The organism is Streptomyces sp. NBC_00091 (genome assembly GCF_026343185.1).
In the GTDB taxonomy this organism is placed as follows: Bacteria; Actinomycetota; Actinomycetes; order Streptomycetales; family Streptomycetaceae; genus Streptomyces.
Window position 1 is genome coordinate 1,825,251 of the sequence record NZ_JAPEMA010000001.1, and the last position, 25,206, is coordinate 1,850,456.

General features: G+C 72.2%; 26 protein-coding genes. 11 read left to right on the plus strand and 15 right to left on the minus strand.

The genetic code is table 11. The features are described 5' to 3' along the window. Nucleotides 1-232 precede the first annotated feature (232 nt). Nucleotides 233-844 carry a response regulator transcription factor gene (locus OOK34_RS08030; RefSeq protein WP_003948568.1) on the minus strand — a complete coding sequence of 204 codons (612 nt, stop codon included), beginning with the start codon at nt 842-844 and terminating at the stop codon, nt 233-235. A 380-nt stretch (nt 845-1,224) separates the two neighbouring features. On the opposite strand from OOK34_RS08030, the gene OOK34_RS08035 reads away from it, so the two are divergent. Continuing rightward, complete coding sequence (locus OOK34_RS08035; RefSeq protein WP_030230767.1) at nt 1,225-1,551, plus strand: WhiB family transcriptional regulator; 327 nt, start codon at nt 1,225-1,227, stop codon at nt 1,549-1,551. 135 nt (nt 1,552-1,686) lie between these two features. Here the strand turns inward: OOK34_RS08035 and OOK34_RS08040 are convergent, their stop codons facing one another. After that, nucleotides 1,687-2,595, minus strand: a complete 909-nt coding sequence (locus OOK34_RS08040; RefSeq protein ID WP_267033189.1) for a LysR family transcriptional regulator — start codon at nt 2,593-2,595, stop codon at nt 1,687-1,689. 173 nt (nt 2,596-2,768) lie between these two features. Between OOK34_RS08040 and OOK34_RS08045 the strand changes: the two genes are divergently transcribed. Both OOK34_RS08045 and OOK34_RS08050 read left to right on the plus strand, forming a co-directional pair. Further along, complete coding sequence (locus tag OOK34_RS08045; RefSeq protein ID WP_267033190.1) at nt 2,769-3,542, plus strand: SDR family oxidoreductase; 774 nt, start codon at nt 2,769-2,771, stop codon at nt 3,540-3,542. Nucleotides 3,543-3,607: 65 nt separating this feature from the next. Next, the gene (locus OOK34_RS08050; RefSeq protein ID WP_267033191.1) at nt 3,608-4,297 is read left to right on the plus strand and encodes an ester cyclase; all 690 of its coding nucleotides are present in this window, start codon (nt 3,608-3,610) and stop codon (nt 4,295-4,297) included. Nucleotides 4,298-4,375: 78 nt separating this feature from the next. Here the strand turns inward: OOK34_RS08050 and groL are convergent, their stop codons facing one another. Beyond that, nucleotides 4,376-6,004, minus strand: coding sequence for a chaperonin GroEL (gene groL, locus OOK34_RS08055; RefSeq protein WP_267033192.1), 1,629 nt, complete (start codon nt 6,002-6,004; stop codon nt 4,376-4,378). A 132-nt stretch (nt 6,005-6,136) separates the two neighbouring features. Continuing rightward, nucleotides 6,137-6,445, minus strand: coding sequence for a co-chaperone GroES (groES, locus tag OOK34_RS08060; RefSeq protein WP_053682586.1), 309 nt, complete (start codon nt 6,443-6,445; stop codon nt 6,137-6,139). Nucleotides 6,446-7,523: 1,078 nt separating this feature from the next. Here groES and OOK34_RS08065 point away from each other — a divergent pair. The 6 genes from OOK34_RS08065 (at nt 7,524) to OOK34_RS08090 (ending at nt 14,419) form a co-directional block, all read left to right on the plus strand. Continuing rightward, nucleotides 7,524-8,204: a response regulator transcription factor gene (locus OOK34_RS08065; protein WP_267033193.1), complete on the plus strand. Its 681-nt coding sequence runs from the start codon at nt 7,524-7,526 to the stop codon at nt 8,202-8,204. Continuing rightward, on the plus strand, nt 8,197-9,588 hold the full coding sequence (locus tag OOK34_RS08070) for a cell wall metabolism sensor histidine kinase WalK (RefSeq protein ID WP_267033194.1): 1,392 nt from the start codon (nt 8,197-8,199) through the stop codon (nt 9,586-9,588). The genes OOK34_RS08065 and OOK34_RS08070 overlap by 8 nt, the downstream gene beginning before the upstream one ends. 50 nt (nt 9,589-9,638) lie before the next feature. After that, complete coding sequence (locus tag OOK34_RS08075; RefSeq protein ID WP_267033195.1) at nt 9,639-10,874, plus strand: LCP family protein; 1,236 nt, start codon at nt 9,639-9,641, stop codon at nt 10,872-10,874. After that, nucleotides 10,862-12,262 carry an FtsW/RodA/SpoVE family cell cycle protein gene (locus OOK34_RS08080; protein ID WP_267033196.1) on the plus strand — a complete coding sequence of 467 codons (1,401 nt, stop codon included), beginning with the start codon at nt 10,862-10,864 and terminating at the stop codon, nt 12,260-12,262. The genes OOK34_RS08075 and OOK34_RS08080 overlap by 13 nt, the downstream gene beginning before the upstream one ends. A gap of 621 nt (nt 12,263-12,883) precedes the next feature. Beyond that, on the plus strand, nt 12,884-13,288 hold the full coding sequence (locus OOK34_RS08085) for a hypothetical protein (protein ID WP_267033197.1): 405 nt from the start codon (nt 12,884-12,886) through the stop codon (nt 13,286-13,288). Nucleotides 13,289-13,369: 81 nt separating this feature from the next. Then, nucleotides 13,370-14,419 (plus strand): aldo/keto reductase, encoded by a 1,050-nt coding sequence (locus tag OOK34_RS08090; RefSeq protein ID WP_267036667.1) that lies wholly within the window; start codon nt 13,370-13,372, stop codon nt 14,417-14,419. A gap of 16 nt (nt 14,420-14,435) precedes the next feature. Here OOK34_RS08090 and OOK34_RS08095 read toward each other — a convergent pair whose 3' ends face one another. Then, entirely contained in the window at nt 14,436-15,326 is an 891-nt protein-coding gene (locus OOK34_RS08095; protein ID WP_267033198.1) for a polysaccharide deacetylase family protein, read from the minus strand. Next, nucleotides 15,323-16,192, minus strand: coding sequence for a polysaccharide deacetylase family protein (locus OOK34_RS08100; RefSeq protein ID WP_267033199.1), 870 nt, complete (start codon nt 16,190-16,192; stop codon nt 15,323-15,325). Before OOK34_RS08100 ends, OOK34_RS08095 begins: the two co-directional genes overlap by 4 nt. Before the next feature lie 150 nt (nt 16,193-16,342). Between OOK34_RS08100 and OOK34_RS08105 the strand changes: the two genes are divergently transcribed. Continuing rightward, nucleotides 16,343-17,533, plus strand: a complete 1,191-nt coding sequence (locus OOK34_RS08105) for a methyltransferase domain-containing protein (protein ID WP_267036668.1) — start codon at nt 16,343-16,345, stop codon at nt 17,531-17,533. Nucleotides 17,534-17,651: 118 nt separating this feature from the next. Here the strand turns inward: OOK34_RS08105 and OOK34_RS08110 are convergent, their stop codons facing one another. From OOK34_RS08110 to tsaB, 5 genes are all read right to left on the minus strand, one after another. After that, nucleotides 17,652-18,350: a hypothetical protein gene (locus tag OOK34_RS08110; protein WP_267033200.1), complete on the minus strand. Its 699-nt coding sequence runs from the start codon at nt 18,348-18,350 to the stop codon at nt 17,652-17,654. Nucleotides 18,351-18,472: 122 nt separating this feature from the next. Further along, the gene (locus OOK34_RS08115) at nt 18,473-18,748 is read right to left on the minus strand and encodes a hypothetical protein (RefSeq protein ID WP_267033201.1); all 276 of its coding nucleotides are present in this window, start codon (nt 18,746-18,748) and stop codon (nt 18,473-18,475) included. Further along, nucleotides 18,745-19,860 carry a tRNA (adenosine(37)-N6)-threonylcarbamoyltransferase complex transferase subunit TsaD gene (tsaD, locus tag OOK34_RS08120; RefSeq protein WP_267033202.1) on the minus strand — a complete coding sequence of 372 codons (1,116 nt, stop codon included), beginning with the start codon at nt 19,858-19,860 and terminating at the stop codon, nt 18,745-18,747. The genes OOK34_RS08115 and tsaD overlap by 4 nt, the downstream gene beginning before the upstream one ends. Beyond that, entirely contained in the window at nt 19,853-20,416 is a 564-nt protein-coding gene (rimI, locus tag OOK34_RS08125) for a ribosomal protein S18-alanine N-acetyltransferase (RefSeq protein ID WP_267033203.1), read from the minus strand. The genes tsaD and rimI overlap by 8 nt, the downstream gene beginning before the upstream one ends. Next, nucleotides 20,413-21,090 (minus strand): tRNA (adenosine(37)-N6)-threonylcarbamoyltransferase complex dimerization subunit type 1 TsaB, encoded by a 678-nt coding sequence (tsaB, locus tag OOK34_RS08130; RefSeq protein ID WP_267033204.1) that lies wholly within the window; start codon nt 21,088-21,090, stop codon nt 20,413-20,415. Before tsaB ends, rimI begins: the two co-directional genes overlap by 4 nt. Nucleotides 21,091-21,224: 134 nt before the next feature. Here tsaB and OOK34_RS08135 point away from each other — a divergent pair, with 134 nt between their 5' ends. After that, nucleotides 21,225-21,782, plus strand: coding sequence for a hypothetical protein (locus tag OOK34_RS08135; RefSeq protein WP_267033205.1), 558 nt, complete (start codon nt 21,225-21,227; stop codon nt 21,780-21,782). A 35-nt stretch (nt 21,783-21,817) separates the two neighbouring features. Here OOK34_RS08135 and OOK34_RS08140 read toward each other — a convergent pair whose 3' ends face one another. The 4 genes from OOK34_RS08140 to alr all read right to left on the minus strand — a co-directional run bounded on the left by OOK34_RS08140 (nt 21,818) and on the right by alr (nt 25,039). Next, complete coding sequence (locus OOK34_RS08140) at nt 21,818-21,994, minus strand: hypothetical protein (RefSeq protein WP_267033206.1); 177 nt, start codon at nt 21,992-21,994, stop codon at nt 21,818-21,820. A 207-nt stretch (nt 21,995-22,201) separates the two neighbouring features. Continuing rightward, the gene (tsaE, locus tag OOK34_RS08145) at nt 22,202-22,756 is read right to left on the minus strand and encodes a tRNA (adenosine(37)-N6)-threonylcarbamoyltransferase complex ATPase subunit type 1 TsaE (RefSeq protein ID WP_267033207.1); all 555 of its coding nucleotides are present in this window, start codon (nt 22,754-22,756) and stop codon (nt 22,202-22,204) included. Continuing rightward, entirely contained in the window at nt 22,713-23,885 is a 1,173-nt protein-coding gene (locus OOK34_RS08150) for an alpha/beta fold hydrolase (protein WP_267033208.1), read from the minus strand. Before OOK34_RS08150 ends, tsaE begins: the two co-directional genes overlap by 44 nt. 17 nt (nt 23,886-23,902) lie before the next feature. Next, the gene (gene alr / locus OOK34_RS08155; RefSeq protein WP_267033209.1) at nt 23,903-25,039 is read right to left on the minus strand and encodes an alanine racemase; all 1,137 of its coding nucleotides are present in this window, start codon (nt 25,037-25,039) and stop codon (nt 23,903-23,905) included. Between the last annotated feature and the right edge of the window lie 167 nt (nt 25,040-25,206).

Genomic DNA, 25,206 nt, shown 5'->3' on the forward strand with positions numbered 1-25,206 from the left:
GCTCGGCCCGAATCGTCGTCCGGAGGACTCGACCTCTCCAAGAATGCGGCACACCATCAAGGATGCGGCATCGCGCCCGAAGCGACACGTCCCCCGGATTGTGCCCCGCCAATCCCCGGCGGAACACCGGGTGCGGCGGGACGGACGTACCGGCGCCGCCGGCGGGCGCCTGCCGCCCCGCCCGCCGGTGGCGGACGGGACCGCTCCGGCGCGCCGGCCGCCCCTCTCGCGGTCAGCGGACGAGGCCCCAGCGGAAGCCGAGCGCCACGGCGTGCGCCCGGTCGGAGGCACCGAGCTTCTTGAAGAGCCTGCGGGCGTGGGTCTTGACCGTGTCCTCGGAGAGGAAGAGCTCGCGCCCGATCTCCGCGTTGGACCGGCCGTGGCTCATGCCCTCCAGTACCTGGATCTCGCGCGCGGTCAGGGTGGGGGCGGCCCCCATCTCGGCCGAGCGGAGCCGGCGGGGGGCCAGCCTCCAGGTGGGGTCGGCGAGGGCCTGGGTGACCGTGGCCCGCAGTTCGGCGCGCGAGGCGTCCTTGTGCAGGTAGCCACGGGCGCCGGCGGCGACCGCGAGGGCCACGCCGTCCAGGTCCTCGGCGACCGTCAGCATGATGATGCGGGCACCCGGGTCGGCGGACAGGAGCCGGCGGACCGTCTCGACACCGCCCAGCCCCGGCATGCGTACATCCATCAGAATCAGGTCGGAGCGGTCGGCACCCCAGCGGCGGAGGACTTCCTCGCCGTTGGCAGCCGTCGTCACACGCTCGACGCCGGGCACGGTGGCAACCGCGCGACGGAGCGCCTCTCGGGCAAGCGGGGAGTCGTCGCAGACGAGGACGGAAGTCATGACCGCCCTCCGCAGCTGCTGATGCGCGTCACCTTGAGCCTCCAGGCTGGTACGTATCGTCACCTGTGCGGTCGATGCTCTCGGACACCTGTCCGGGAACTTCTCGTTTCAACCGCACTCGCTCTCTCAACGATGGTCACTCGAAAGAGTTACGGGTCGGACGGACACCTTCGGCACTCTACGTGAGGAAGCGATCACCGCGCTGGAGCCACGAGCCATCTGTCCTCCATCTGGAGCTATGCCCTATTTGGCGGCTTTCCTTCCGTTTGCCATGTGTCTGAGGCTAGATTCCCAATGAGTCATATTTACATCTACTACGACAGTAGGTGTGGAGACATGGACCGTATCCGCCTCAGTACCGGCACCAAGAGGGACTACCAATGGCAGATTTCTCCCGCCTCCCCGGACCGAACGCCGACCTCTGGGACTGGCAGCTGCTGGCCGCCTGCCGCGGAGTCGACAGCTCCCTCTTCTTCCACCCGGAAGGCGAGCGGGGCGCGGCCAGGAGTGCGCGCGAGGCCTCGGCTAAAGAGGTCTGCATGCGCTGCCCGGTGCGCTCGGAATGCGCCGCGCACGCACTCGCCGTCCGCGAGCCCTACGGGGTGTGGGGAGGCCTCACCGAGGACGAACGCGAGGAACTGATGGGCCGCGCAAGGCATCGGCTGATCCCGGCCTCCAGCACGATCGGCCCCATCGCTCCGCACTGACGGCCGGCCGGACCCCACCGAACCAACCGAACGAGCATCCGAAGGAACGTTTCCTCCGATTCGCGCGCGCTCCCGGGCGTGTCGCCACGACTCAGGTCCGGGCCGTCACCCGTCCGGCCGTACGCCCCCGTACGGTCAGCGCGTGGCGGCCCGCACCAGCTCGCCCAGGGTCGCCGCCACCGCCGGTACGCGCGCCAGGTCCGGCAGGGTCAGCGCCACGACCTCCCGCTCCACGGCCGGCTCCACGGCCAGGGTGCTCACGCCCTTCGCCCGTACGGACTCCACCGCCAGCTCCGGCAGCACCGCGACCCCCAGCCCCGCCCCGACCAGCCCGACCACGGCCGGGTAGTCGTCGGTGGCGAAGTCGATCCGCGGGGTGAAGCCCGCCCCCTCGCACACCTCCACCAGGTGGCGGCGGCAGCGCGGACAGCCCGCGATCCAGGGCTCGTCGGCCAGCTCGGCCATGCCCACCCGCTCGGCGCCCGCCAGCCGGTGCCCCTCGGGAACCAGCCCGACGAGCCGGTCGGTCAGCAGCGGGGTGACGACCAGGTCCTCCCACTCGGCCGCGCTCCCGGCCGCGGGGCCGTCACCGCCGTAGCGGAAGGCCAGCGCCACATCGCAGTCGCCCTCGCGCAGCATCTCCACCGACCGCGGCGGCTCCGCCTCGACGAGCGAGATCCGCGTACCCGGGTGCTCGGCCCGCATCGCCGCGAGCGCGGTCGGCACCAGGGTGGAGCTGCCGCTCGGGAAGGAGACGAGCCGGACCCGGCCGGCGCGCAGCCCGGCGATGGCCGCGACCTCCTCCTCGGCGGCCGTCAGCCCGGCCAGGATCCCGGCGGCGTGCCGCACCAGGGCCTCACCCGCCTGGGTCAGCCGCATCTCGCGGCCGGCGCGCACCAGCAGCGGGGTGCCGGCCGACTGCTCGAGGGCCTTCATCTGCTGGGATACGGCGGGCTGGGTGCAGCCGAGCTCGCGGGCGGCGGCGGAGAAGGAACCGGTCCCGGCGACAGCGCGCAGGATCCGGAGGTGGCGTGCCTCAATCACCCTTCGAGCATAAGACCGGCTTTGACTGGAGCGCCAATATCCCGCCGCCGCTTTGGGAAACGGCCCGGCCCGCACCCGGGCCGCCGGTGACGCCACGGAGCCGGCGGCTCACGGGATCGTACGCGCGTACCTGCGGACGTACGGGAGCTGACGCGGGCGGCTATTTTGCGCACATGACGACTGCGCTGATCACTGGATCCACGGCGGGCATCGGCGCCGCCTTCGCCCGGCGGCTCGCCTCCCAGGGCCACAACCTCGTACTGGTGGCCCGCAACACCGAGCGGCTGGCCGAGCAGGCCACCGAACTCCACGACCGGCACGGCATCGAGGCCGAGGTGCTGGCCGCCGACCTGTCCACGGAGGAGGGCATCAAGGCCGTCGAGACCCGCCTCGGGGACCGCAGGCACCCGGTGGACCTGCTGGTCAACAACGCGGGCTTCGGCAACAAGGGCCGCTACCTCGAGGTCTCCCTGGCCGACGAGCTGACCATGCTGAAGGTGCACATCGAGGCGGTGCTGCGGCTGACCTCGGCGGCGACGGAGTCGATGCGGTCGCGCGGCCGCGGCGGGGTCATCAACGTGGCCTCGGTGGCGGCGTTCGTCCCGCGCGGCACCTACGGCGCCAGCAAGGCCTGGGTCGTGCAGTTCACCCAGGGCGCGGCGCGGGACCTCGGCGGGTCCGGGGTGCGCCTGATGGCCCTGTGCCCCGGCTTCGTGCGGACCGAGTTCCACGAGCGGGCCGGCATGGGCACCGACAACATCCCCGGCTGGCTGTGGCTCGACGCGGACAAGCTGGTGTCCGCGGCGCTGGCCGACCTGGCGCGCGGCAAGACGGTGTCGATCCCGGACCCCCGCTACAAGGCGCTGATGGGCGTGGTGAAGCTGACCCCGCGCGGGCTGCTCGGCGGCGTGTCCTCCCGTACGGGGCGCAAGTACGGGCCCCAATGACAAACCGGGCTGAATGGGTGGTTTCTCCCTAGACTGGATGTGCCCCATCCAGCCCGGGAGACACCATGACATTCGTACAGATAGTCGATTACGAGACCAAGCAACCCGAGGCCCTGAACGCGCTCCTCGACAAGTACGTCGCGCAGAGCCAGGGGAAGCGCACGGTGACCCACAGCATGGTGGGCAGGGACCGCGAGTCCGAGAACCACTACGTGGACGTGGTCGAGTTCCCCTCGTACGAGGAGGCCATGAAGAACTCGAGCCTCCCGGAGACGGACCGAATGTTCAAGGAGATGATGGCGCTCTGCGACGGGATGCCGACCTTCACCAACCTCGACGTCGTCCGCGACGAGCACCTCAACACCCTGATGGTGAACCGGATGTACGACGAGATCGCGATGAAGGGCGACATGTCCGTCATCGAGGAGATCTTCGCGGCGGACTACCAGGACCACGACATCAGCAACCCGGTGGACAAGACCGGTTACGCGGCCATCCGCGAGGACACGGAGATGTGGCGGAGCGCCTTCGACTTCAGCTTCACGAAGGACGCCCAGATGGCACAGGACGACCACGTCACCACCCTGTGGACCTGGACCGGCAAGCACAAGGGCGAGTTCATGGGCATCGCCCCGACCGGCAAGACCTGCACGATGACCGGCACCACGGTCTTCCGATGTCAGGACGGAATGATCAAGGAAGGCTGGTGGCACTACGACGCCATGGGCCTGATGCGGCAACTGGGCGCCATGTAGCCACCGGGTAGCCCCCACACGCGCGGGAAGGCCCCGCTCCGCAGGTGCGGAACGGGGCCTTCCCCATGCGTGGCGCGATCAGTGGCTGTGGCCGTGACCGTGGCCGTGACCGGCGTCGGCCTCTTCCTCGGCCGGCTTCTCGACGACCAGGGTCTCGGTCGTGAGCAGCAGCGAGGCGATGGAAGCGGCGTTCTCCAGCGCGGAGCGGGTGACCTTGACCGGGTCGATGACGCCGGCCTTGACCAGGTCGCCGTACTCGCCGGTGGCGGCGTTGAAGCCCTGGCCCTTGTCGAGCTCGGCGACCTTCGAGGTGATGACGTAGCCCTCGAGGCCGGCGTTCTCGGCGATCCAGCGCAGCGGCTCGACGGCGGCGCGGCGGACGACGGAGACGCCGGTGCCCTCGTCGCCGGTCAGGCCGAGGTTGCCCTCGAGCACCTTGACGGCGTGGACGAGCGCGGAGCCACCGCCGGAGACGATGCCCTCCTCGACCGCGGCGCGGGTCGCCGAGATGGCGTCCTCGAGGCGGTGCTTCTTCTCCTTGAGCTCCACCTCGGTGGCGGCGCCGACCTTGATGACGCAGACGCCGCCGGCGAGCTTCGCCAGGCGCTCCTGCAGCTTCTCGCGGTCCCAGTCGGAGTCCGTGGACTCGATCTCGGCCTTGATCTGGTTGACGCGGCCCGCGACGTCACCGGCGTTGCCGCCGCCGTCGACGATGGTCGTGTCGTCCTTGGAGATGGTCACGCGGCGCGCGGAACCGAGGACGTCCAGACCGGCCTGGTCGAGCTTGAGGCCGACCTCCTCGGCGATGACGGTGGCACCGGTGAGGGTGGCCATGTCCTGGAGCATCGCCTTGCGACGGTCACCGAAGCCGGGGGCCTTGACGGCGACCGCGTTGAAGGTGCCGCGGATCTTGTTGACGACGAGGGTGGAGAGCGCCTCGCCCTCGACGTCCTCGGCGATGATCAGCAGCGGGCGGGAGCCGCCGGCCTGGATGACCTTCTCCAGCAGCGGCAGGAGGTCCTGGATGGAGGAGACCTTGCCCTGGTTGATCAGGATGTACGGGTCGTCGAGGACGGCCTCCATACGCTCCTGGTCGGTGACCATGTACGGGGAGAGGTAGCCCTTGTCGAAGGCCATGCCCTCGGTGAACTCCAGCTCCAGGCCGAAGGCGTTGGACTCCTCGACGGTGATGACACCGTCCTTGCCGACCTTGTCCATCGCCTCGGCGATGAGCTCGCCGACCTGCGAGTCCTGCGCGGAGAGCGCGGCCACGGCGGCGATGTCGGACTTGTCCTCGATCGGGCGGGCGGTCGCGAGGAGCTCCTCGGACACGGCCTTGACCGCGGCGTCGATGCCCTTCTTCAGGGCGGCCGGGGAGGCGCCGGCGGCGACGTTGCGCAGACCCTCGCGGACCAGCGCCTGGGCCAGCACGGTGGCGGTGGTGGTGCCGTCACCCGCGATGTCGTTGGTCTTGGTCGCCACCTCCTTCACGAGCTGCGCGCCCAGGTTCTCGTACGGGTCGTCCAGCTCGACCTCGCGAGCGATGGTGACACCGTCGTTGGTGATGGTGGGGGCGCCGAACTTCTTGTCGATGACGACGTTGCGGCCCTTGGGGCCGATCGTCACCTTGACCGTGTCGGCAAGCTTGTTGACGCCGCGCTCGAGGGCGCGACGGGCGTCCTCGTCAAACTTAAGAATCTTCGGCATGGGAGCGGTTCAGCCCTCTCGTTGCGATCCCCGGCCGCTCACCGCGACCGCCTAGAACGAACTACGCCCCTCGCCGCCCGGCATCAGCAGGGGTGACCAGGGGCGTAGCTCAAAGCAAAACTGGAGAAGTGATTACTTCTCGACGATCGCGAGCACGTCGCGAGCCGAGAGGACGAGGTACTCCTCGCCGCTGTACTTCACTTCGGTGCCGCCGTACTTGCTGTACAGCACGATGTCGCCGACGCTGACGTCCAGCGGGAGACGCTGGCCGTCCTCGAAGCGGCCCGGGCCGACCGCGAGGACGACGCCCTCCTGGGGCTTCTCCTTCGCGGTGTCCGGGATGACCAGGCCAGAGGCCGTGGTCTGCTCGGCGTCGAGCGGCTGGACCACAATGCGGTCCTCAAGCGGCTTGATGGCAACCTTGGAGCTGGTGGTCGTCACGATCCGACCTCCCCCTTCGGAGATCCGGGGTTAACTGTCTGAGGTGGCGACCAGGTCGATCCGTCGTCGCGGGTGCCGGATCTGCCTGTCGCTGTGTTGGCACTCACCAGGGGCGAGTGCCAGATGCGAGACTATTCCGGCGATTAGCACTCGGTCAAGCGGAGTGCCAACACGCGCCGCTGGTTCCACGCATTCCAGCCGCGGAACCCCCCTTTCGGCCGACACCCACCCCCCGAAACCCACCCCCGCCCACCCCACGGCCGGGGTGATGGGGCGCAACCCCGAGCGGGTCGGGCCGCAGGCCGGGAAACGGCCCGGCCCCGGGCGGGGAACGGGACGCAGCCCCAGCAATCCGGCCGCGCCCCGGGAGCGAGTCCGGGCGAAGCCCGGGGAACCGGCCCCGGGCCGGGAACGGAGCACAGCCCCCAGCGATCCGGCCGCAGGCCGGGAACGAGCCCGGGCGAAGCTCGGGGAACAGGCCCCGGCCTCGGGTGGGGAACGGGGCGCAGCCCCCAGCGGTCCGGCCGCAGGCCGGGAATGGGCCCGGGCCGGGTAACCGGGCGCAGCCGGTCACAGGCCGGCCACAGGCCGGGAACGAGTCCGGGCGGAGCCCGGGGAACAGGCCCCGGCCCCGGGCCGGGAACGGGGCGCAGCCCCCAGCAGGCCGGGAACGGGCCGGGCTGGGTAACCGGCCGCAGGCCGGGGATGGGCCCGGGCGAAGCTCGGGGAACAGGCCCCGGCCTCGGGTGGGGAACGGGGCGCAGCCCCCAGCGGTCCGGCCGCAGGCCGGGAATGGGCCCGGGCCGGGTAACCGGGCGCAGCCCGCAGCAGGCCGGCCGCAGGCCGGGGAACGGGTCCGGGCGGAGCCCGGGGAACGGTGGAAGGGCGGGGAGGGGCCGGCTCCGCGCAGCGGCCCACCACCCGCAGACGCCCCCGCCCGGGCCCGGCCCCGCCCAGCAGGCCGACGGACGGAGTCCGGCGCAGCGGCACGAAGCCCGGGCAGCGCGCCAGCGCTGAGGCGCGTCAGGAACTGCCCCGCGTCGGGGACCGACTCCGCCCGGTATGTGACGCTTGAGCCGTGCGCATCCTCGTGGTCGAAGACGAACAGAGCCTGGCCGAATCCCTCCGGCAGGGCCTATCCGCCGAGGGCCACCACGTCGAGCTCGCCCGCGACGGCCACCGCGGCCTCGAACTGGCCCTCACCGGCGGCCCGTACGACGTCGTACTCCTCGACCTCATGCTCCCCGGCCCCGGCGGCGCCGCGATCTGCACCCGGATGCGTGCCCTCGCCGACCCCACCCCCGTCCTGATGCTGACCGCCAAGGACGGCGAGCACGACGAGGCCGACGGCCTCGACGCCGGCGCCGACGACTACCTCACCAAGCCGTTCTCCTTCGTCGTGCTGAACGCCCGCCTGCGCGCCCTCGCCCGCCGCGCCGCCGCCCCCGAGCCCACCGTGCTCCAGGCCGGGGACCTCGTCCTCGACCCGCAGGACCGCCGCTGCCGCCGCGGCCCGCACGACATCGAGCTCACCGCCCGCGAGCTCGGCGTACTCGCCTGCCTGATGGAGCGCCCCGGCCGGGCCGTCGCCAAGCAGGACATCCTCGACGAGGTCTGGGACGCCCCGCACGGCATCGACCCGAACATCGTCGAGGTGTACGTCTCCTCCCTGCGCAAGAAGATCGACGCCCCTTTCGGCCGCCGCTCGATCCTCACCGTCCACGGCACCGGCTACCGCATGGCCCCCGACGGTGGCTAAAAGTCCCCGCGGCCCCCACACCCCCCGCGGCCTCCGCGCGCGGACCGCCCTCGCCGCCGCCCTCGCGATGGCCGCGGTCCTCGCCGCCGGCGGGCTGTGGCTGTACACCCTCATGCGCACCAACCTCCTCGAGAACACCACCGGCCGCACCGAGCTCGCCGCCCGCAAGGTCGCCGCCCAGCTCGACACCCGGACCCTCCCGGGCGGCGGACGGCTGCCCGCGCCCGACGGCGGGGTCGACCTGGTCCTCGTACGGGACGCGCGCGGCAAGGACGTCGCGAGCACCGCCGCCGACGCCCCCGAGGACCCCCCGCCCCTCGACGGGCTGCGCCCCGGACCCGGCCGGGACTCCCGCTCGGCGGTACTGCCGCCCGCGCACCCCGGCGCACAGCGGCACGTGGTGGTCGCGGTCGAGGCCCCCGGCCCGCCGGGCGCGCGCGATCCGCACACGGTGTACGCGATGACCGTGCTCGGCGACGTCGACGACGCCACCCGCGCCATCGCCACCGGCCTGCTCACCGGCGCGCCCCCGCTGATCGCCTTCGCGGCGGCCCTGGCCTGGTGGGCCACCGGGCGCGCGCTGCGCCCCGTCACCGCGATCCGCACCGGACTGGCCGCGGTCACCGCGAACGAGCTGGACCGCCGCGTCCCCGACCCGGGCGGCGCCGACGAGATCGCCCGGCTGGCCCGGACCGTCAACGACACCCTCGACCGGCTGGAACGCTCCGACGCCCGGCAGCGCCAGTTCACCGCCGACGCCTCGCACGAGCTGCGCAACCCCTTGGCCGCCGTCCGCTCCCGGCTGGAGGTGGCCCTCGCCATGGACCGGCCCGACCGGGAGTCGGTGGCCGCGGCGCTGGCCGACACCGAGCGGCTCCAGCGGATCGCCGCCGACCTGCTCCTGCTGGCCCGCCTCGACGGCGGACCCGCGCCCCGCCCCGAGCCGGTGGACCTGGCGCTGCTGGCGGCGGAGGACGCGGCCCGGCGGCCCGCGCCCCGGGTACGGCTACGGCTGGACGCGCCGGCGCCCGTACCGGCGTACGGGGATCCGGCGCGGCTGGAGCGGGCCCTGGCCAACCTGGTGGACAACGCCCTGCGCTACGCCCGCACGGAGGTGGTGGTGCGGGCCGCCGCGCGGGACGGCTGGGCGGTGCTGGAGGTGGTGGACGACGGCCCGGGGATCCCGGAGGCGGACCGCGGCCGGGTGTTCGAGCGGTTCGTACGGCTCGACGCGGACCGGGGCCGGGCCAGTGGCGGCACCGGGCTGGGCCTGGCCATCGCCCGGGAGATCGCGCGGGCGCACGGGGGCGGCGTACGCGCGCCGGGGGCGCGGGACGGGGGCGCGCGGCTGGAGCTGCGCATCCCGTCGGGCCCCCGCCGCTGAGGGCGCTTCCTCAGGATTCCTTCAGCCCCGCTGCGCCAGCATCGAGCGGTATGAGCGCGCACCGGAGGAAGACCGAGCACCACAGGCCCTCACGCCGCCACCGCCTCGCCCGCACCCTGCTGATCGCGGCCTGCGCGCTGACGCTGATGGCGGGCGGCTGCGCCTGGTACGCCTACGACGACCTCGCCTCCAGCATCGGCAGCTCCACGGCCCTGGACGGCGCCGAGAAGTCGGCGCACGGCGATGTGAACATCCTGCTCATGGGCCTGGACAGCCGCCGCGACCAGAACGGCGACCCGCTGCCCGAGGAGATCCTCGACAAACTGCACGCCGGCAGCTCGGACATCGGCGGCTACAACGCGAACACCCTGATCCTGCTCCACGTGCCCGGCGGGGGCGGGGGCGGGGACGGCGGCGGGGCGCAGGCCTTCTCCATACCGCGCGACGACTTCGTGCAGATAGCCGGGCTCGGCCACAAGGACAAGATCAAGAAGGCGTACGGGCTGGCGAAGGCGGCCAAGGAGGAGCAGCTGTCGGAGCAGGGGGTGAAGGACCGGCGCCGACTGGAGCGGGAGGGGCGCGAGGCGGGGCGCAAGGCGCAGATCGAGACGGTGCGCGGCTTCCTGGGCGTCCCGGTCGATCACTTCGCCGAGCTGAACCTGGCCGGCTTCCACCACCTGGCGGACGCGCTGGGCGGCGTACCGGTGTGCCTGAGGAAGCCGGTCAAGGACAGGTACTCGGGCGCCGACTTCCCGGCGGGCCGGCAGACCCTGAACGGCAGCCAGTCCCTGGCCTTCGTACGGCAGCGGCACGGCCTGGACATGGGCGACCTGGACCGGACGAAGCGGCAGCAGGCCTTCCTGGCCGGCGCGACGCAGAAGCTGAACTCGGCCGGGACCTTCACGGACCCGGTGAAGCTGCTCAAGCTGATCGACACGGCCAAACAGGACGTCGTGACGGACTCGGGCTGGGATCTGCTGTCGTTCGTGAAGCAGGCGAAGAACCTGTCCGGCGGCAAAGTGCAATTCACGACACTCCCCATCGAGGGGTTCGGAAGGAACCATGGGGAGGACATCAACGTCGTAGATGATATGAAGATAAAGCGCCTCATTGCCGAGCAGATCGGTCCCCGGTCGACCACTGCGACGACCCCGGGTGCTCCGGGCGCCGCGTCCTCATCCCCCGCTTCTTCTTCCTCCTCCTCGTCTCCCTCCGCCCCGCCGCCGCCCCCTCCGCAGCCGGAGAAGGACGTCATCGACGGCGGCGGCATCCCGTGCGTGGACTGAGGCCCCTGACGGTGGCGGGCGCCCGCCGCCGCACCGAAGCACTGCTGCTGCTCCTGGTCATCGGCATCGCCGTCTTCGGCCACGTGAGCGCGGGCCTGGCCATGAACGGCGAGCTGCCGCAGCAGCTCACCAGCTTCGTCATCAGCATGACGCTGCTGTCGCTGGTGGGACACCTGGGCATCCGCCGGTTCGCGCCGTACGCGGATCCGCTGATCTTCCCGCTCGCCATGCTGCTGACCGGGCTCGGGCTGGTGCTGATCCACCGGCTCGACCAGGGGTACATCGAGCGGTACGACTCGCCGGCGAACGCGCCCGACCAGCTGATGTGGACGGTGGTCGGGGTCGCCGCCTGCCTCCTGGTCGTGGCGCTGCTGCGCGACCACCGGCTGCTCCAGCGCTTCATCTACATCACGATGGTCGTCGCGCTGGTGCTGCTGATCGCGCCGGCGTTCTTCGGCGCGGACACGTACGGCGCGAAGCGCTGGATCATCCTCTTCGGCTTCTCGCTCCAGCCCGGCGAGTTCGTGAAGATCATGATCGCGATCTTCTTCGCCGGCTACCTGGTCATCCACCGCGACTCCCTGGCCCTGACCGGCCGCAAGTTCCTCGGCATGCGGCTGCCCCCGATGCGCCAGCTCGGACCCATCATCACGGTGTGGATCCTCTCGCTGCTGGTCCTGGTCTTCGAGCGCGACCTCGGCACCTCGCTGATCTTCTTCGGCGTCTTCGTGGTGATGCTCTACGTGGCCACCGAGCGCACCAGCTGGATCGTGTGCGGCCTGCTCATGGCGGCGGTGGGCGCCTTCGCGGTGGGCGCGACGGAACCCCACGTCAAGGCGCGTGTCGCCGCCTGGCTGGACCCGCTGGCGATCTACGCCCCGAACCCTCCGACCGGGCTCAACTCCGAGCAGTCGGCGCAGGCGCTGTTCAGCTTCGGCACCGGCGGCATCTCGGGCACCGGCCTGGGGATGGGCCACCCCGAGCTGATCAAGTTCGCGGGGCGCAGCGACTTCATCCTGACGACGGTGGGCGAGGAACTCGGCCTGGCCGGGGTCATGGCCGTCCTCATCGTCTACGCCCTCCTCGTGCAGCGGGGGCTGCGCATGGCCCTGGCCGCGCGGGACCCGTTCGGCAAGCTGCTGGCGGTGGGCCTGGCCGCGGCGCTGGCGCTCCAGGTCTTCGTGGTCGCCGGCGGCGTCACGGGCCTGATCCCCCTGACCGGCAAGGCCCTGCCCTTCCTGGCGAAGGGCGGCTCCTCCCTCCTGGCCAACTGGATCATGATCGCCCTCCTGCTCCGCATCAGCGACAGCGCGGAACGCCAACGCGAAGCCGACGCCCACGGCCCGGCGGAAACCACGATCACCCCGGTGATGGCGGGGGTGCGGTGAGGGGCTGCGGCTCGGGCGCGCCATCTCCCCCTCGGAGGGTGGGGGCGGGGTCTGGGCTGGGCGGTGTCAGGGCTGGTTTGGGGGTTTCCCGTCAGTCCCATCGTCCTTCCGTGTCGGGCCGGTCCGTCAAGGGCGCTCCTTCGTCGCGTCGCTTCGCGATGGCCTTCGGCCACCCTTGACCGACCGCCCCGCCCCGGAAAGCCGAAAGACTGCCGGGAAGCCCCCAAAGGAACGGTCACGGGGCAAGAGCAGGAGGAGCGGGTCCCTCAGCGATGAGGCGAGGGGCTTCCCCTTGCCACGCCGGGCATCCGGGCCCGTTCAAGAAGGGCCCAGGGCCGGGGGCTCGGGGACGCATCAGATCGCTACGCGCTTCTCAGATCTCAGCGTCCGGCGACCGTCTTGGGCTGATACCCGCACCAAATGACGACCAGAGCGGCGCGGGGAGCAGGTCATGTCCCCTGGTGACGTGTGGCCGCCGACGACCATGACTTGAACGCGTTCAAACTCTGTGCCAGGGTACGGCATGCGTTCTTGAGCTCACCGGTCGCGGACGCGGCCTGCGGAACCCGCTAGGGGTGGAGTCTGTTGCGTTACCGTCGCGCTTCGCTGATCTTGGCCGCCATGGCCCTTGCCCTCACGGGCTGCGGCAGGATCTACGAACTGCCGCCGCCCGAGGGCAAACCGGTCGTGCTGGAGCCAGCCGAACTTGCGACCACGTGGACCGATATCCACGACGGCACCCTCACGCTGAAGCAGGACGGGACGTTCATCGCCGATAACGTCTGCATCGCCTTCAGCTGGGACGAGGGTTTGACCCAGTCCGGAACAGGCACCTGGAGGCTGGGCTCCAACACGGAGCAAAGCATCGTCGTTGTGTCCTTCGACGCCGCTCACCCCGAAACGGGTGAGCGACGCCCCGACTCCTGGGCCGCCTTGAAGAACGGCAAGGTCCTGAAGCTCTGGACCCGCGTCGGCGATCCGGACCACGATGAGCCACACTGCACCCTGACCAGCCGGGCAAGCTGACCCGTGTCGCCCGTACGAGGGTGCCGGGCCTCGGGGTTGACTTGGAGTGGGCTCTAACTTCTAGGGTGCGCCGGTATGAGCATGCGATACCGAAATTTGGGTGGGACCGGCATCGAGGTGAGTGCCTACTGCCTCGGCACGATGATGTTCGGCGCGGTGGGCAACCCCGACCACGACGACTGTGTGCGGATCATCCACACCGCCCTCGACCAGGGCATCAACTTCGTGGACACCGCCGACATGTACTCCGCCGGCGAGTCCGAGACGATCGTCGGCAAGGCCCTCAAGGGGCGGCGCGACGACGTCGTGCTCTCCACCAAGGTGCACTTCCAGATGGGTGAGGGCCGCAACCGCAGCGGCAACTCGCGCCGCTGGATCACCCGGGCCGTGGAGGAGAGCCTGAGGCGGCTCGGCACCGACTGGATCGACCTCTACCAGGTGCACCGGCCCGACCCCTCGACCGACATCGAGGAGACCCTGTCGGTCCTCGGCGACCTGGTCCGGGCGGGCAAGATACGGGCCTTCGGCTGCTCCACCTTCCCCGCCGAGGAGATCGCCGAGGCGCACCACGTCGCGGAGCGGCGCGGGCTGCCGCGCCTGCGCACCGAGCAGCCGCCGTACTCGATCCTCGCGCGCGGCGTGGAGCGGGACGTGCTGCCCGTGGCCCGGCGATACGGGATGGGGGTGCTGACCTGGAGCCCGCTGGCCTCCGGGTTCCTGAGCGGCAAGTACCGGCTGGGCCGGGACATCGACCTCACCACCGGCCGGGCCGCGCTGACGCCCGCGCGCTTCGACCCGGCGATCCCGGGGAACGTCGCCAAGCTGGAGGCCGTCGAGCGGCTCGCGGAGGTGGCGGACGGGATCGGCCGCACGGTGCCGGAGCTGGCCCTCGCCTTCCCGCTCGCGCACCCGGCCGTCACCTCGGTGATCATCGGTCCGCGGACGGGCGAGCAGCTGGAGGCCTCGCTCAAGGGGGCGGATCTCGTCCTGGATGACGAAGTGCTGGACCGGATCGACGAGATCGTGCCGCCCGGCACCAACCTCTACCACCCGGACGGGGCCTGGCAGCCGCTGTCCCTGACCGACCCGGCCCAGCGCCGTCGGCCGGTCACCGACCGTTCCGCGGGATAGTTCTGGGGGGGGCGGGCTACAGGTAGTCCTCCAGGCGGGCGATCTTGTAGCCCTGGTCCTGTATGCGCTGGAGCATGCGGGTGGTCATCTGGGTCTCGGTCGCGCCCTTGAGTTCCGAGGGGCCGCGGAAGTGGGCCAGGAGGATGTCACCCGGTTTGAGGGCGGAGCCCTCGGCGTACTGGAAGTCGTTGATCTGCATCGACGCGCGCCACAGGACGACCGTCGGGGCCCCGCACTCGGCGGCGGCCCTGAGGGTGTCGTCGTTGTAGTTCCCGAACGGCGGCCGGAAGAGGGGCGGGCGCTTGCCGAAGCGCTTCTCCAGGCGTTCCTGCTGGCCGCATATCTCCTTCTTCTGCGCCGCGAAGGGCAGGGTGCGGAGGTTCGGGTGCGTCAGGGTGTGGTTGTTTATCGTGCTGCCGGAGCCGTTGTCGCGGAGCTTCTCGAAGTGTCCGTAGTCCGCGGAAGCCACGTTGTCCGTCAGGAACATGCTGATGGGCAGCTTCAGGTCGGCCGCCATCTTCAGGAACTCGGGGTCCTTCTCCGCGCCGTCGTCGAAGGTGAGGAAGACGACCTTCTCCGTCGGCGCGACGGGTATTCGGTCCAGTACGGCCGCCTTGCCCGGGGCGGCCTTGGGAAGTTGGGGCTTCTGCGCCGGCTTGGGGGCGTACTGGACGGGGGCCGTCAGGCCCCACTTGCGGTACGCCTCGTCGCCCGCCGTACCGGCCGTCGCGGAGCTGCTCGCCGCGGGGGCCGGTACGGACGGGGAGGCCGACGGGGAAGCGGTGTCCTGCGCGGTCTTGCGGCCCAGCCGTTCGATGGGATCCACGCTGTTCCCGCATCCCGTCAGGGACAGCGCGAGCGCGCCGGCCGTCAGCGTCCCGGCTACGAACCGGCGCGCGTACCTCACAAGTAGTCCTCCAGGCGGGCCACGGCATATCCCTTGTCCGTGACGGTCTTCATGACATGACGGATCATGTCAGGCATCGTGCCCTTCCAGTCCTCCCGGCCCCGGAAGTGCGTGAGGATGATGTCGCCCGGGTGGAGATCGCGGTCCCATTCGCGGTAGTCCATCCGGTTTACGAACGCCTCGGCGTTCCACAGCGGAACCGCCTTGATGCCGCAGGACTTGGCGGCGCGCAGCGTGTCCTGGTTGTAGTTGCCGTACGGCGGGCGGAAGAGCGCGGGCCGCTTGCCGAACTGCTTCTGGATGGTGTCCTGCTGGCCGCAGATCTCCTCGCGCTGCTGCTCGTAGGAGAGTCCGGGCATGTAGCGGTGGTTGAGGGTGTGGTTGTTCAGGGTGACGCCCGCGGCCTGCATCTGCTTGAAGTAGGGGTAGTTCTCGCGTACGAGGTAGTCGCTGAGGAACGCCGTGTACGGGATCTTCAGCTCCTGCATCATCCTGATGAACTCGGGGTCCTTCTCGGCACCGTCGTCCACGGTCAGGAAGACGACCTTCTCCTCGGTCGGGACGGTGGTGAAGACCGGGGGCAGTTCGTCCTGGTCCTCGACCTCGAAGCCGTCGCGGGTGGTGATCTCGGGCTTCACCTTCGGTGCGGCCGGGGCCAGGAGCGGCGTCTTGCGCAGCCCCCACTTCTTCGCCGCGGCGATCCGGGCCTGCTGGGCGGCCTTGAGCCGCTCGGCGGAGTTGGCGAGGGCGCCGGCCGCGCCGCCCGCCTCCGCGGCCTGCCCCGGCTTGCCCTTGGCCGGCTTCGCCGGCTCCGCGGAGCCGCATCCCGTACCCAGGGCGGCGACCAGCAGTGCGGCCAGGGCCACCCCGTACCGGCCGCGCGGACGTACCGCGGGCCGGCGACCAAACTGCGCAGTATTTCCGTTTTGTCGTACAAGCTGCATAGCTGCGGATCCTTCCACCGCGCAGCTGCGCGCCCCGGACGACACCACGGCCGGACTCCCGCCTTCCACCGGCTGGCCCACAATGGACCGGTGACCCCCGAAGACTTCGCCGCGCTCCTCACCCCCGAGGGCAGCGCGCTCCTCGACTCGCTCCGCGACTACGACCCCGCCCAGGAACTGGCCGTGGCCACCCGGCTGCGCCGCGAGCACCCCGCCGGGCTGGTGTCGGCCGCGCTGGGGCAGGCCCGGCTGAGGCAGCGGGCGGTGGCGAAGTTCGGGGCCGAGGACGCGTTCCGGATGTACTTCACGCCCGGCGGCGGGGAGATGGCCACCCGCGCGCCGGTGGCCTCGTACCGCGCCGAGCGGCTCGCGGACCTGGGCGTACGGAGCGTCGCGGACCTGTGCTGCGGAATCGGCGGGGACGCCCTGGCGCTGGCCCGGCGCGGGATCCGGGTGCTGGCGGTGGACCTCGACCCGCTGACGGTGGCCGTCGCGCGGGCCAACGCCGAGGCGCTGGGGCTGGCGGACCTGATCGAGGTCCGGGAGGCCGATGTGACGGGGGTGGACGTGTCCTCGTACGACGCCGTCTTCATCGACCCCGCGCGGCGCGGCGGGCGCGGCCGCGTCTTCGACCCGGAGTCCTACTCACCGCCGCTGTCCTGGGCCGTGGAGACGGCCCGTGCGGCCAAGTACGCCGCCATCAAGATCGCGCCGGGGATCCCGCACGAGGCGGTGCCGGCGGAGGCCGAGGCCGAGTGGATCTCCGACCACGGGGACGTGAAGGAGGCCGTGCTGTGGTTCGGCACCGCCCCCGGCACGGTACGGGCCACCCTGCTGCCGGGGCCGCGCGGGCTGGTCACCGCCGAACCGCTGCCGGACCCGGAGGCGGGACCGGTCGGGCGCTGGCTGTACGAGCCCGACGGGGCCGTGATCCGCGCGCACCTCGTCGCCGAGGTGGCCGCGCAGCTGGACGGCCGGCTCATCGACCCGACCATCGCCTACATCACCGCCGACGAGCTGCGCGCGACGCCGTACGCGACCGCGTACGAGATCACGGACGTGCTGCCCTTCGGGCTGAAGAAGCTGAAGGCGCTGCTGCGCGAGCGGGAGGTCGGGATCCTGACGGTGAAGAAGCGGGGCTCGGCGATCGAGCCGGAGGAGCTGCGCAGGAAGGTCAAGCCGCAGGGGCCGAACTCCGCGACGGTCTTCCTGACGCGGGTGGCGGGGGCGCCGTCGATGCTGATCGGGTCCCCCGCGGGCTGACGGGTACCGGGGCCGTTGCCCTGGCCGGGCGGTTGGGGGCCGGCCGGTGCGGGACCGCTGCGCTGGCGGCCCCGGGCTGCGCCCGGGCTTTCCGGGGCTCCGCCCCGGACCCCGCGCCTCAAACGCCGGCGAGGCTGGATTTCCGCCGGACGGGGCCGGATTGCGCGGCGGCGCCTGATGGGGTCGGCCGGGGCGCGTCGGGCGGGCCGGGGTGGGTGGTGCGCAGGGCCCAGCGGTAGTGGGTGGCGGTCTTGGCCAGGCCCAGGAGGGCGGTGATCCACAGGATCATGCCGAATCCCATGAAGTACGCCACCTCCCCGTACGTGTCCGTGCCCGGGCGGGCTCCGGCCGCCGACGCGAAGGCCATCCAGAGCCCGGACGCGCCCAGCACCAGCGAGGCCACCAGCCACACCAGGCTCCGCGCCGGAGCGCGCAGGCGGGCGTCGGTCTCGGGGTCCCGGCCCGCCACGACCCAGGCGCACAGCAGCTGCCGCACCTGGCGCTCCCGCCGGGCGCCCCGCGCGAAGCAGAGCCCGGCGGGCACCAGGACGCCCAGCGCGATCACAGAGTGGACGGCGCCGACGAGGTACTCGAGCGGGCCTCCAGACGCGAAGGACATCACGGCCAGCCCGACGAAGGTCCAGCCGAGCGCGAAGGCCGCCGCAACGCCCCACAGCGACAGCAGCCGCCCCGGGCCCAGGCTGCGCCGGCTCAGGTCCGCGAGGAAACGCGCGCGGTCGGCCCGTACGACGCCCTCGTCCAGCCACTCGCGCAGATGCGCGGGCGGCGGCGGGGGCGGGAGCTCACGGCTAGGCATGCGCATGACCATAGCCCCGGCCCTTCGAGCTTCGCCTCAGCGCTCCTCGACCGGCCCTCCGACCTGCGCTTCGGCCTGCGCTTCGGCCTGAACCTCAGCGCCTGAACCTCAGCGCCCGGGGCTCAGCCCGTGCCCGTGGTCTCCACCGACTCGAAGCGCCAGCGGTGCACCGCCCGGGTGATCAGGTCCGCGGCCGGCTCGGGCAGTTCCGGCAGCTCCGCCGCCACCCCCTCCGGGGCCTCCCACCAGGTGATCACGAGCACCCGGTCCTGCGCGGCGCGCAGCACCTCGCGGCGCACCGGCTCCCGGGCCAGGACCTGCGCCCGGGCCCACTCCAGCAGTTCGTTGCCCCGGCCGTCGGCGGCCCGGGCCTCCCACATCAGCGCGACGGTGCTCACGAGTAGAGGTTGTCCTTGCTGAGCTCGTGCACGTGGTCGTGGTCATGGGCATGACCGTGGTCGTGGCCGTGGCCCGGCACGTGCGGGTCCGTCACCGGCAGCGAGGAGTCGGCCGACAGGTCCCAGTCCGAGGCCGGCCGGTTCCGCCGGACCATCTCCGCGCCGAGCGCCGCGACCATCGCGCCGTTGTCGGTACACAGCTTCGGCCGCGGCACCCGCAGGATGATCCCCGCGTCGTCGCAGCGCTCCTGCGCGAGCGAGCGCAGCCGGGAGTTGGCCGCCACCCCGCCGCCGATCATCAGGTGGTCCACGCCCTCGTCCTTGCACGCGCGGATCGCCTTGCGCGTCAGCACGTCCACCACGGCCTCCTGGAAGGACGCCGCCACATCGCGCACCGGCACCTCCTCGCCCGCGTTGCGCTTGGCCTCGATCCAGCGGGCCACCGCCGTCTTGAGGCCGGAGAAGGAGAAGTCGTACGCCGCGTCGCGCGGCCCCGTCAGACCGCGCGGGAAGTGGATCGCCTTCGGGTCGCCCTCGCGCGCGAGCCGGTCGATGACCGGACCGCCGGGGAAGCCCAGGTGGAGCACCCGGGCGATCTTGTCGAAGGCCTCGCCCGCCGCGTCGTCGATGGTCGCGCCCAGCGGCCGTACGTCGCTGGTGATGTCGGGGGCCAGCAGCAGCGAGGAGTGCCCGCCGGACACCAGCAGCGCCATGGTCGGCTCGGGCAGCGGCCCGTGCTCCAGCTGGTCGACGCAGATGTGGGAGGCCAGGTGGTTCACCCCGTACAGCGGCTTGCCGAGCGCGTACGCGTACGCCTTCGCCGCCGAGACGCCCACCAGCAGCGCTCCCGCGAGGCCCGGGCCGGCCGTGACCGCGATGCCGTCGAGGTCGCGGGCGCTGACACCGGCCTCCTTCAGGGCGCGCTCGATGGTCGGGACCATCGCCTCCAGGTGGGCGCGGGAGGCCACTTCGGGCACGACCCCGCCGAAGCGGGCGTGCTCGTCGACGCTCGACGCGACCGCGTCCGCGAGGAGGGTGGTTCCGCGGACGACGCCGACGCCGGTCTCGTCGCAGGAGGTCTCGATGCCGAGGACGAGCGGTTCGTCAGCCATTGCTCTCACTGCTCTCAGTGTGCTCAGAGTTCTCAGGGTGCTCAGTTTTCGTATGTGCCGGGTCGGTCAGGCGCATCACGAGCGCGTCGACGTTGCCCGGCTGGTAGTAGCCGCGCCGGAAGCCGATCGGCTCGAAGCCGAAGCGCTCGTAGAGCCGCTGGGCGCGGGTGTTGTCCACCCGTACCTCCAGCAGCACCTCGGCGCACTCGAAGGCGGTCGCGGCGCGCAGCAGCTCGGTGAGCAGCCGGGCGCCGAGTCCGGTGCCCCACTGGTCCTTGGCTGCCGCGATGGTCTGTACGTCGCCCAGGTCGCCCGCGGCCGCCAGTCCGGCGTAGCCGACGATGCGGCCGGTCCCGCCCGCGGCGGAGCCGCTATCGGAAGGAAGCTCGGCGACGACGTAGCGGCGGGTGGCCTGCGGGCCGCGCGCGTGGGCGAGTTCGGACCAGAACATCCCGGCCGACCAGGCGTCGTCGGGGAACAGCTCGTGTTCCAGCGCCAGCACCGGTTCGATGTCCCACCAGCGCATCTCGCGGAGCACTGCGGTCGGGGCCGTCACTGCGGGGTGACCACCTTGTAGTTCTTGGGCACCTGCGCGTCGGGCCGGCGCAGGTAGAGGGGGGTCGGGGCAAGGCCCTCCGCATTTTCGAAGGCCCCCCCCGCCGCCAGCTTTTCCGCGGCCAGGGCCGCCAGCGCCGCGGCCGACTGGTGCACGGGGCCGCGGGCGTCCGGGAAGACCTCCGGGTACAGCGCGGCGCCCTGGCCCACCGCCGGGAGGCCGGCGACCCGCTCGGCGATGTCGGCCGGGCGGTCGACGGCGGGCTCGCCGACCCGGGTGCGCGGGTCCTCGTAGCGCGCCCAGTAGACCTCCTTGCGCCGCGCGTCGGTGGCGACGGTGAAGGGGCCCTCGATCCCGGCGGCCCCGGCGGCGTACGCGAGCCCGTCGAGGGTGCACAGGCCGTGCACGGGGACACCGAGGACGGCGGCGAAGGTGGAGGCGGTGACGAGGCCGACGCGCAGCCCGGTGTAGGGGCCGGGGCCGACGCCGACGACGATGCCGGTGACGGATTCGAGTTTCACCCCGGCCTCGGCGAGGACCTTGTCCACGGAGGGCAGCAGGAGCTCCCCGTGGCGGCGGGCGTCGACCTGGTTCGATTCGGCGAGGACGGACTCCCCGTCGTACAGGGCGACGGTGACGGCGGGCGTGGCGGTATCTACGGCGAGCAAGAGCACGCGAACAGCCTACGACTCCCCGGCCCCAGGGCCTTGCGGCCGGTGGTGGCGGGGCCCGGCTGCTACCTTTCGACCGGGTACACACCCAGGTCGGCGGAGAGTTCGACGAGTCAGGCGCGGAGAGGTGGAGCAAGGTGGCAAGCAGCAGCTCGGGAATCGTGGCCGGGCTCACGGCGGCGGCGATCGCCGCCATCGGCTTCCTCGGCTACCAGGCCTCCGCGACCGCGCCCGCGCATCCGGTGAAGCCGGCCGCGCAGGCCCCCGCCGCGCCCCAGGGGCAGGCCCCTGCCAAGCAGGACCCGGCGAAGCCGGCGGCGGTGCCCGCCGACTCCGGGACCGGGCCGCGGGTCGTGTACTCGGTGTCCCAGAAGCGGGTGTGGCTGGTCGCGGAGGACGGGCGGGACCCGAGGACGTTCACGGTGATGCCGAGCACGGTCCACCCGGCGCCGGGCAGCTACGTGGTCGGCTCGCGCGCGGGGGCGGTCACCGGCACCGACGGGGTGCCGATCGAGCACGTCGTACGGTTCGCCAGCACGGACGGGATCGCGATCGGCTTCAGCGCCCGCGTGGACGGTTCGATGCCGGAGCCGGACCTCGCGAAGAAGACCGGCGGCATCCGCATGGCGCGTGCGGACGGGGACGCGATGTGGGCCTTCGCGACGATCAGCGCGAAGGTCGTCGTCGTTCCCTGATCCTTCAGGGAAGGTGATTCACCCGTACGTGGGCGTCAGGCCGCTTCCGGCTCCGGGGCGGCCTGTTCCGCGTCCTCGGCGAGCCCGGGCCCGGCGTGCGGTTCGGCTTCCGCGCGCGCGGGCGGTGTGGACACCGCCGTGGCGGCCACGCCCGCCGCGAGCAGGGCCCGCATGGACACGACGGGCGCTCGCTCTGCTCCTGCTGCCGACATGGCTGCCTCCTGAGACCCCGGGACGCCGTACTTAGGTAGACCTAACCAGCGCTCGGTACCATGTCATCACGCGAGCCTGCGCCAACGCAATATTTTCCCGACGAGTTGTCGGCACGTTGTCGGCACCTCATCGGTACGTCGTCGGTACGCGGGTACGCCGACGGGCGGGCCCGGAGCCACCGCCCCGCCCCGCCCGCACCGCCGTGGCTACCGCGCCGACAGCCTCGCCAGCTCCGCGCCGGCCCACCGGGCCCCGACGCCGCGCAGCGCGACCTCGCGTACGTCGTCCAGGACCTCCTCGTGGCCGACCGCGCGCCCGATCACCACGTGCAGCCGGTCGTCGGAGAGCTCCTCGACCTTGCCGTCGCCCCACTCCACGACGACCACGGACTCGGGCAGCGAGACGTCGAGGTCCAGGTCCTCCATCTCGTCCAGCCCGCCGCCGAGCCGGTACGCGTCCACGTGCACCAGCGGCGGACCGTCGCCCAGGGACGGGTGCACCCGGGCGATCACGAAGGTCGGCGAGGTCACGGCCCCGCGCACGCCCAGCCCCTCCCCCAGCCCCCGGGTCAGGGTGGTCTTGCCCGCGCCGAGTTCGCCGGTCAGCAGGACGAGGTCGCCGGGGCGCAGCAGGCCGGCGATCCTGCGGCCCAGTTCCTGCATGGAGGCGGGCGAGTCGACGGTGATCAGGGTTTCGGCGGCGGCCTCGGCCAGGGCCTCAGCCGCCGGGCTGCGCGGCGCTTCCCGCGGTACGTCTTCCATGTCCCCCAACGTTAGCCGTTGCGGGGACGGCTCCGGTGCGCGCCAGGAGGCCGGTGAGCAGCCCGGTCACGGTGTCGGGGCGCTCCAGCATCATCAGGTGCCCGGTGTCCTCCAGCACCACCAGCTCGGCGGCCGGCAGCGCCTCCTTGATCGTCACGCTGTGCCCGGGCGGGGTGATCATGTCCTTGTCCCCGGCGACGACGGTGACGGGGATGTCCGCGAACCGCTGGAGGGCGGCGCTCTTGTCGTGGGTCTGGAAGGCCGGGTAGAACTCGGCGACCACGTCGATCGGGGTCGCCTCGATCAGCCGCTCGGCGAAGCGCGCCACGCCCGGGTCCACGTCCCGGGAGCCGAACGAGTACAGCTTGATCATGCCGGCGAAGAGGTCGGCGGTGGCCCGGCGGCCCTTCTCCACCAGCTCGGCCTGGGAGCCGAGCACCTTGAGCACGCCGGGCAGCAGGCGGCGCACCGCGCCCAGTCCGACGGAGGGCAGCCCGTACGTCACCTCGTCCAGCCGGCCGCTGGAGGTGCCGACGAGGGCCACCCCGAGCACGCGGTCGCGTACCAGCTCGGGGAACTGTTCGGCGAGGGCCATGACGGTCATGCCGCCCATGGAGTGGCCGACGAGGACGAGCGGGCCCTCGGGTGCGGCGGCGTCGATGACGGCCTTCAGGTCGCGGCCGAGCTGGTCGATGGTCACCGGTTCACCGTCGGCCTGGGCCAGGCCCCGCGCGCTGCGGCCGTGGCTGCGCTGGTCCCAGTACACGGAGCGGACGACTCCGCGCAGGGCGGCGCGCTGGAAGTGCCAGGAGTCCTGGGCGAGGCAGTAGCCGTGGCAGAAGACGACGGTGGCGGCGGCCGGGGGCCTGCGCCGCAGCCGGCGCTTCGTGCCGCTGTCGGGCAGCTCGTCGACCTCGTAGTACAGCTCGGTGCCGTCCTCGGCGCGACAGCCGCCCTCGGTCCCGCGCAGGGAGCCGTAGTCCCCGGCGGCGTCGAGCGCGAGGCGTGCCTTCATCCGGATGCCGCGCCCCACGGTGATCCGTTCGACCGCGACACCGGCCGCGGCGCCCGCCGCTATGACACCGATGGCGGCACCGGCCCAGCCGGCCTTGCGCCAGTTATCGCTCACGCCGTCGCCGTCCTCACTCAGCCGCCCAGGTACACCCGGGGTACTCGACCTCCGATACGGGTGACGATCTCATACGCGATCGTGTGCGCCGCTTGAGCCCAGTCCTCGGCGGTCGGTTCGCCGCGTTCGGCGTCCCCGAAGAGGACGGCCTCGTCGCCGGCGCGGGCGAGGTCCTCGCCGAGGTCCACGACGAACTGGTCCATGGCGATCCGCCCGGCCACCTGCCGGATCCTGCCGCCGACGAGCACGGGCCCGCGGCCGGAGGCGTTGCGCGGCAGGCCGTCGGCGTAGCCGGCGGGGACGAGGGCGAGGTGGGCCTCGGACCCGGTGACGTAGTGGTGGCCGTAGCTGACGCCGTGCCCGGCGGGGACGGTCTTGACCAGCGCGAGGGAGGCCTTGAGCGTCATGGCGGGGCGCAGGCCGAGCTGGGCGGGGGTGCCGAGTTCGGGCGAGGGGGAGACGCCGTAGACGGCGAGTCCGGTGCGCACCAGGTCGAAGTGGCTCTCGGGGAGGGTGAGCGTCGCGGGCGAGTTGGCGATGTGCCGGACCTCGGGGTCGACGCCCTCCTTCTCCGCGTAGGCCAGCATGTCGCGGAAGGCGTCGAGCTGGAGCTGGATGGAGGGGTGGCCGGGCTCGTCGGCGCAGGCGAAGTGCGACCAGAGGCCGGTGACCTGGACGGTGCCCTCGGCCTGGGCGGCGACGGCCGCGGTGACGAGCTCCTCCCAGTCGGCGGGCTGGCAGCCGTTGCGGCCGAGGCCGGTGTCGGCCTTGAGCTGGATACGGGCGGTACGGCCGGCCGCGCGGGCGGCGGCCCGGACCTCGTCCAGGGCCCACATCCCGCTGACGGACACGTCGATGTCGGCCTCGACGGCCTCCCGCCAGGGCCCGCCGGGGGTCCAGAGCCAGCACATGACCCGCCCCTCGATCCCGGCGGCGCGCAGCGCGAGCGCCTCCTCGGGCGTGGCGGTGCCCAGCCAGGTGGCACCGGCCTCCTGGGCGGCCCGGGCACACTGGACGCCGCCGTGCCCGTAGGCGTTCGCCTTGACGACGGCCATCAGCTCGGCCCGGGGTGCCCGCGCGCGCAGGGCGCGTACGTTCTCCCGTACTGCGTCAAGATCGATCTCGGCGTACACGCGCATCGGTGTCTCGTTCATCGCCCACAGTCTCTCAGAGCCCCCACCCCACCCCTCGCGCCCACCTACGAATTCCGCACGCGCCGCCCCTCCGCTACCACTCCACCGGCCCCGCCGCACCATCCAGCCTCGCCGGCGTTTGAGGCGCGGGTCCGGGCAGCGCCCGGGGAACGGGGGAAGGGCGGGGC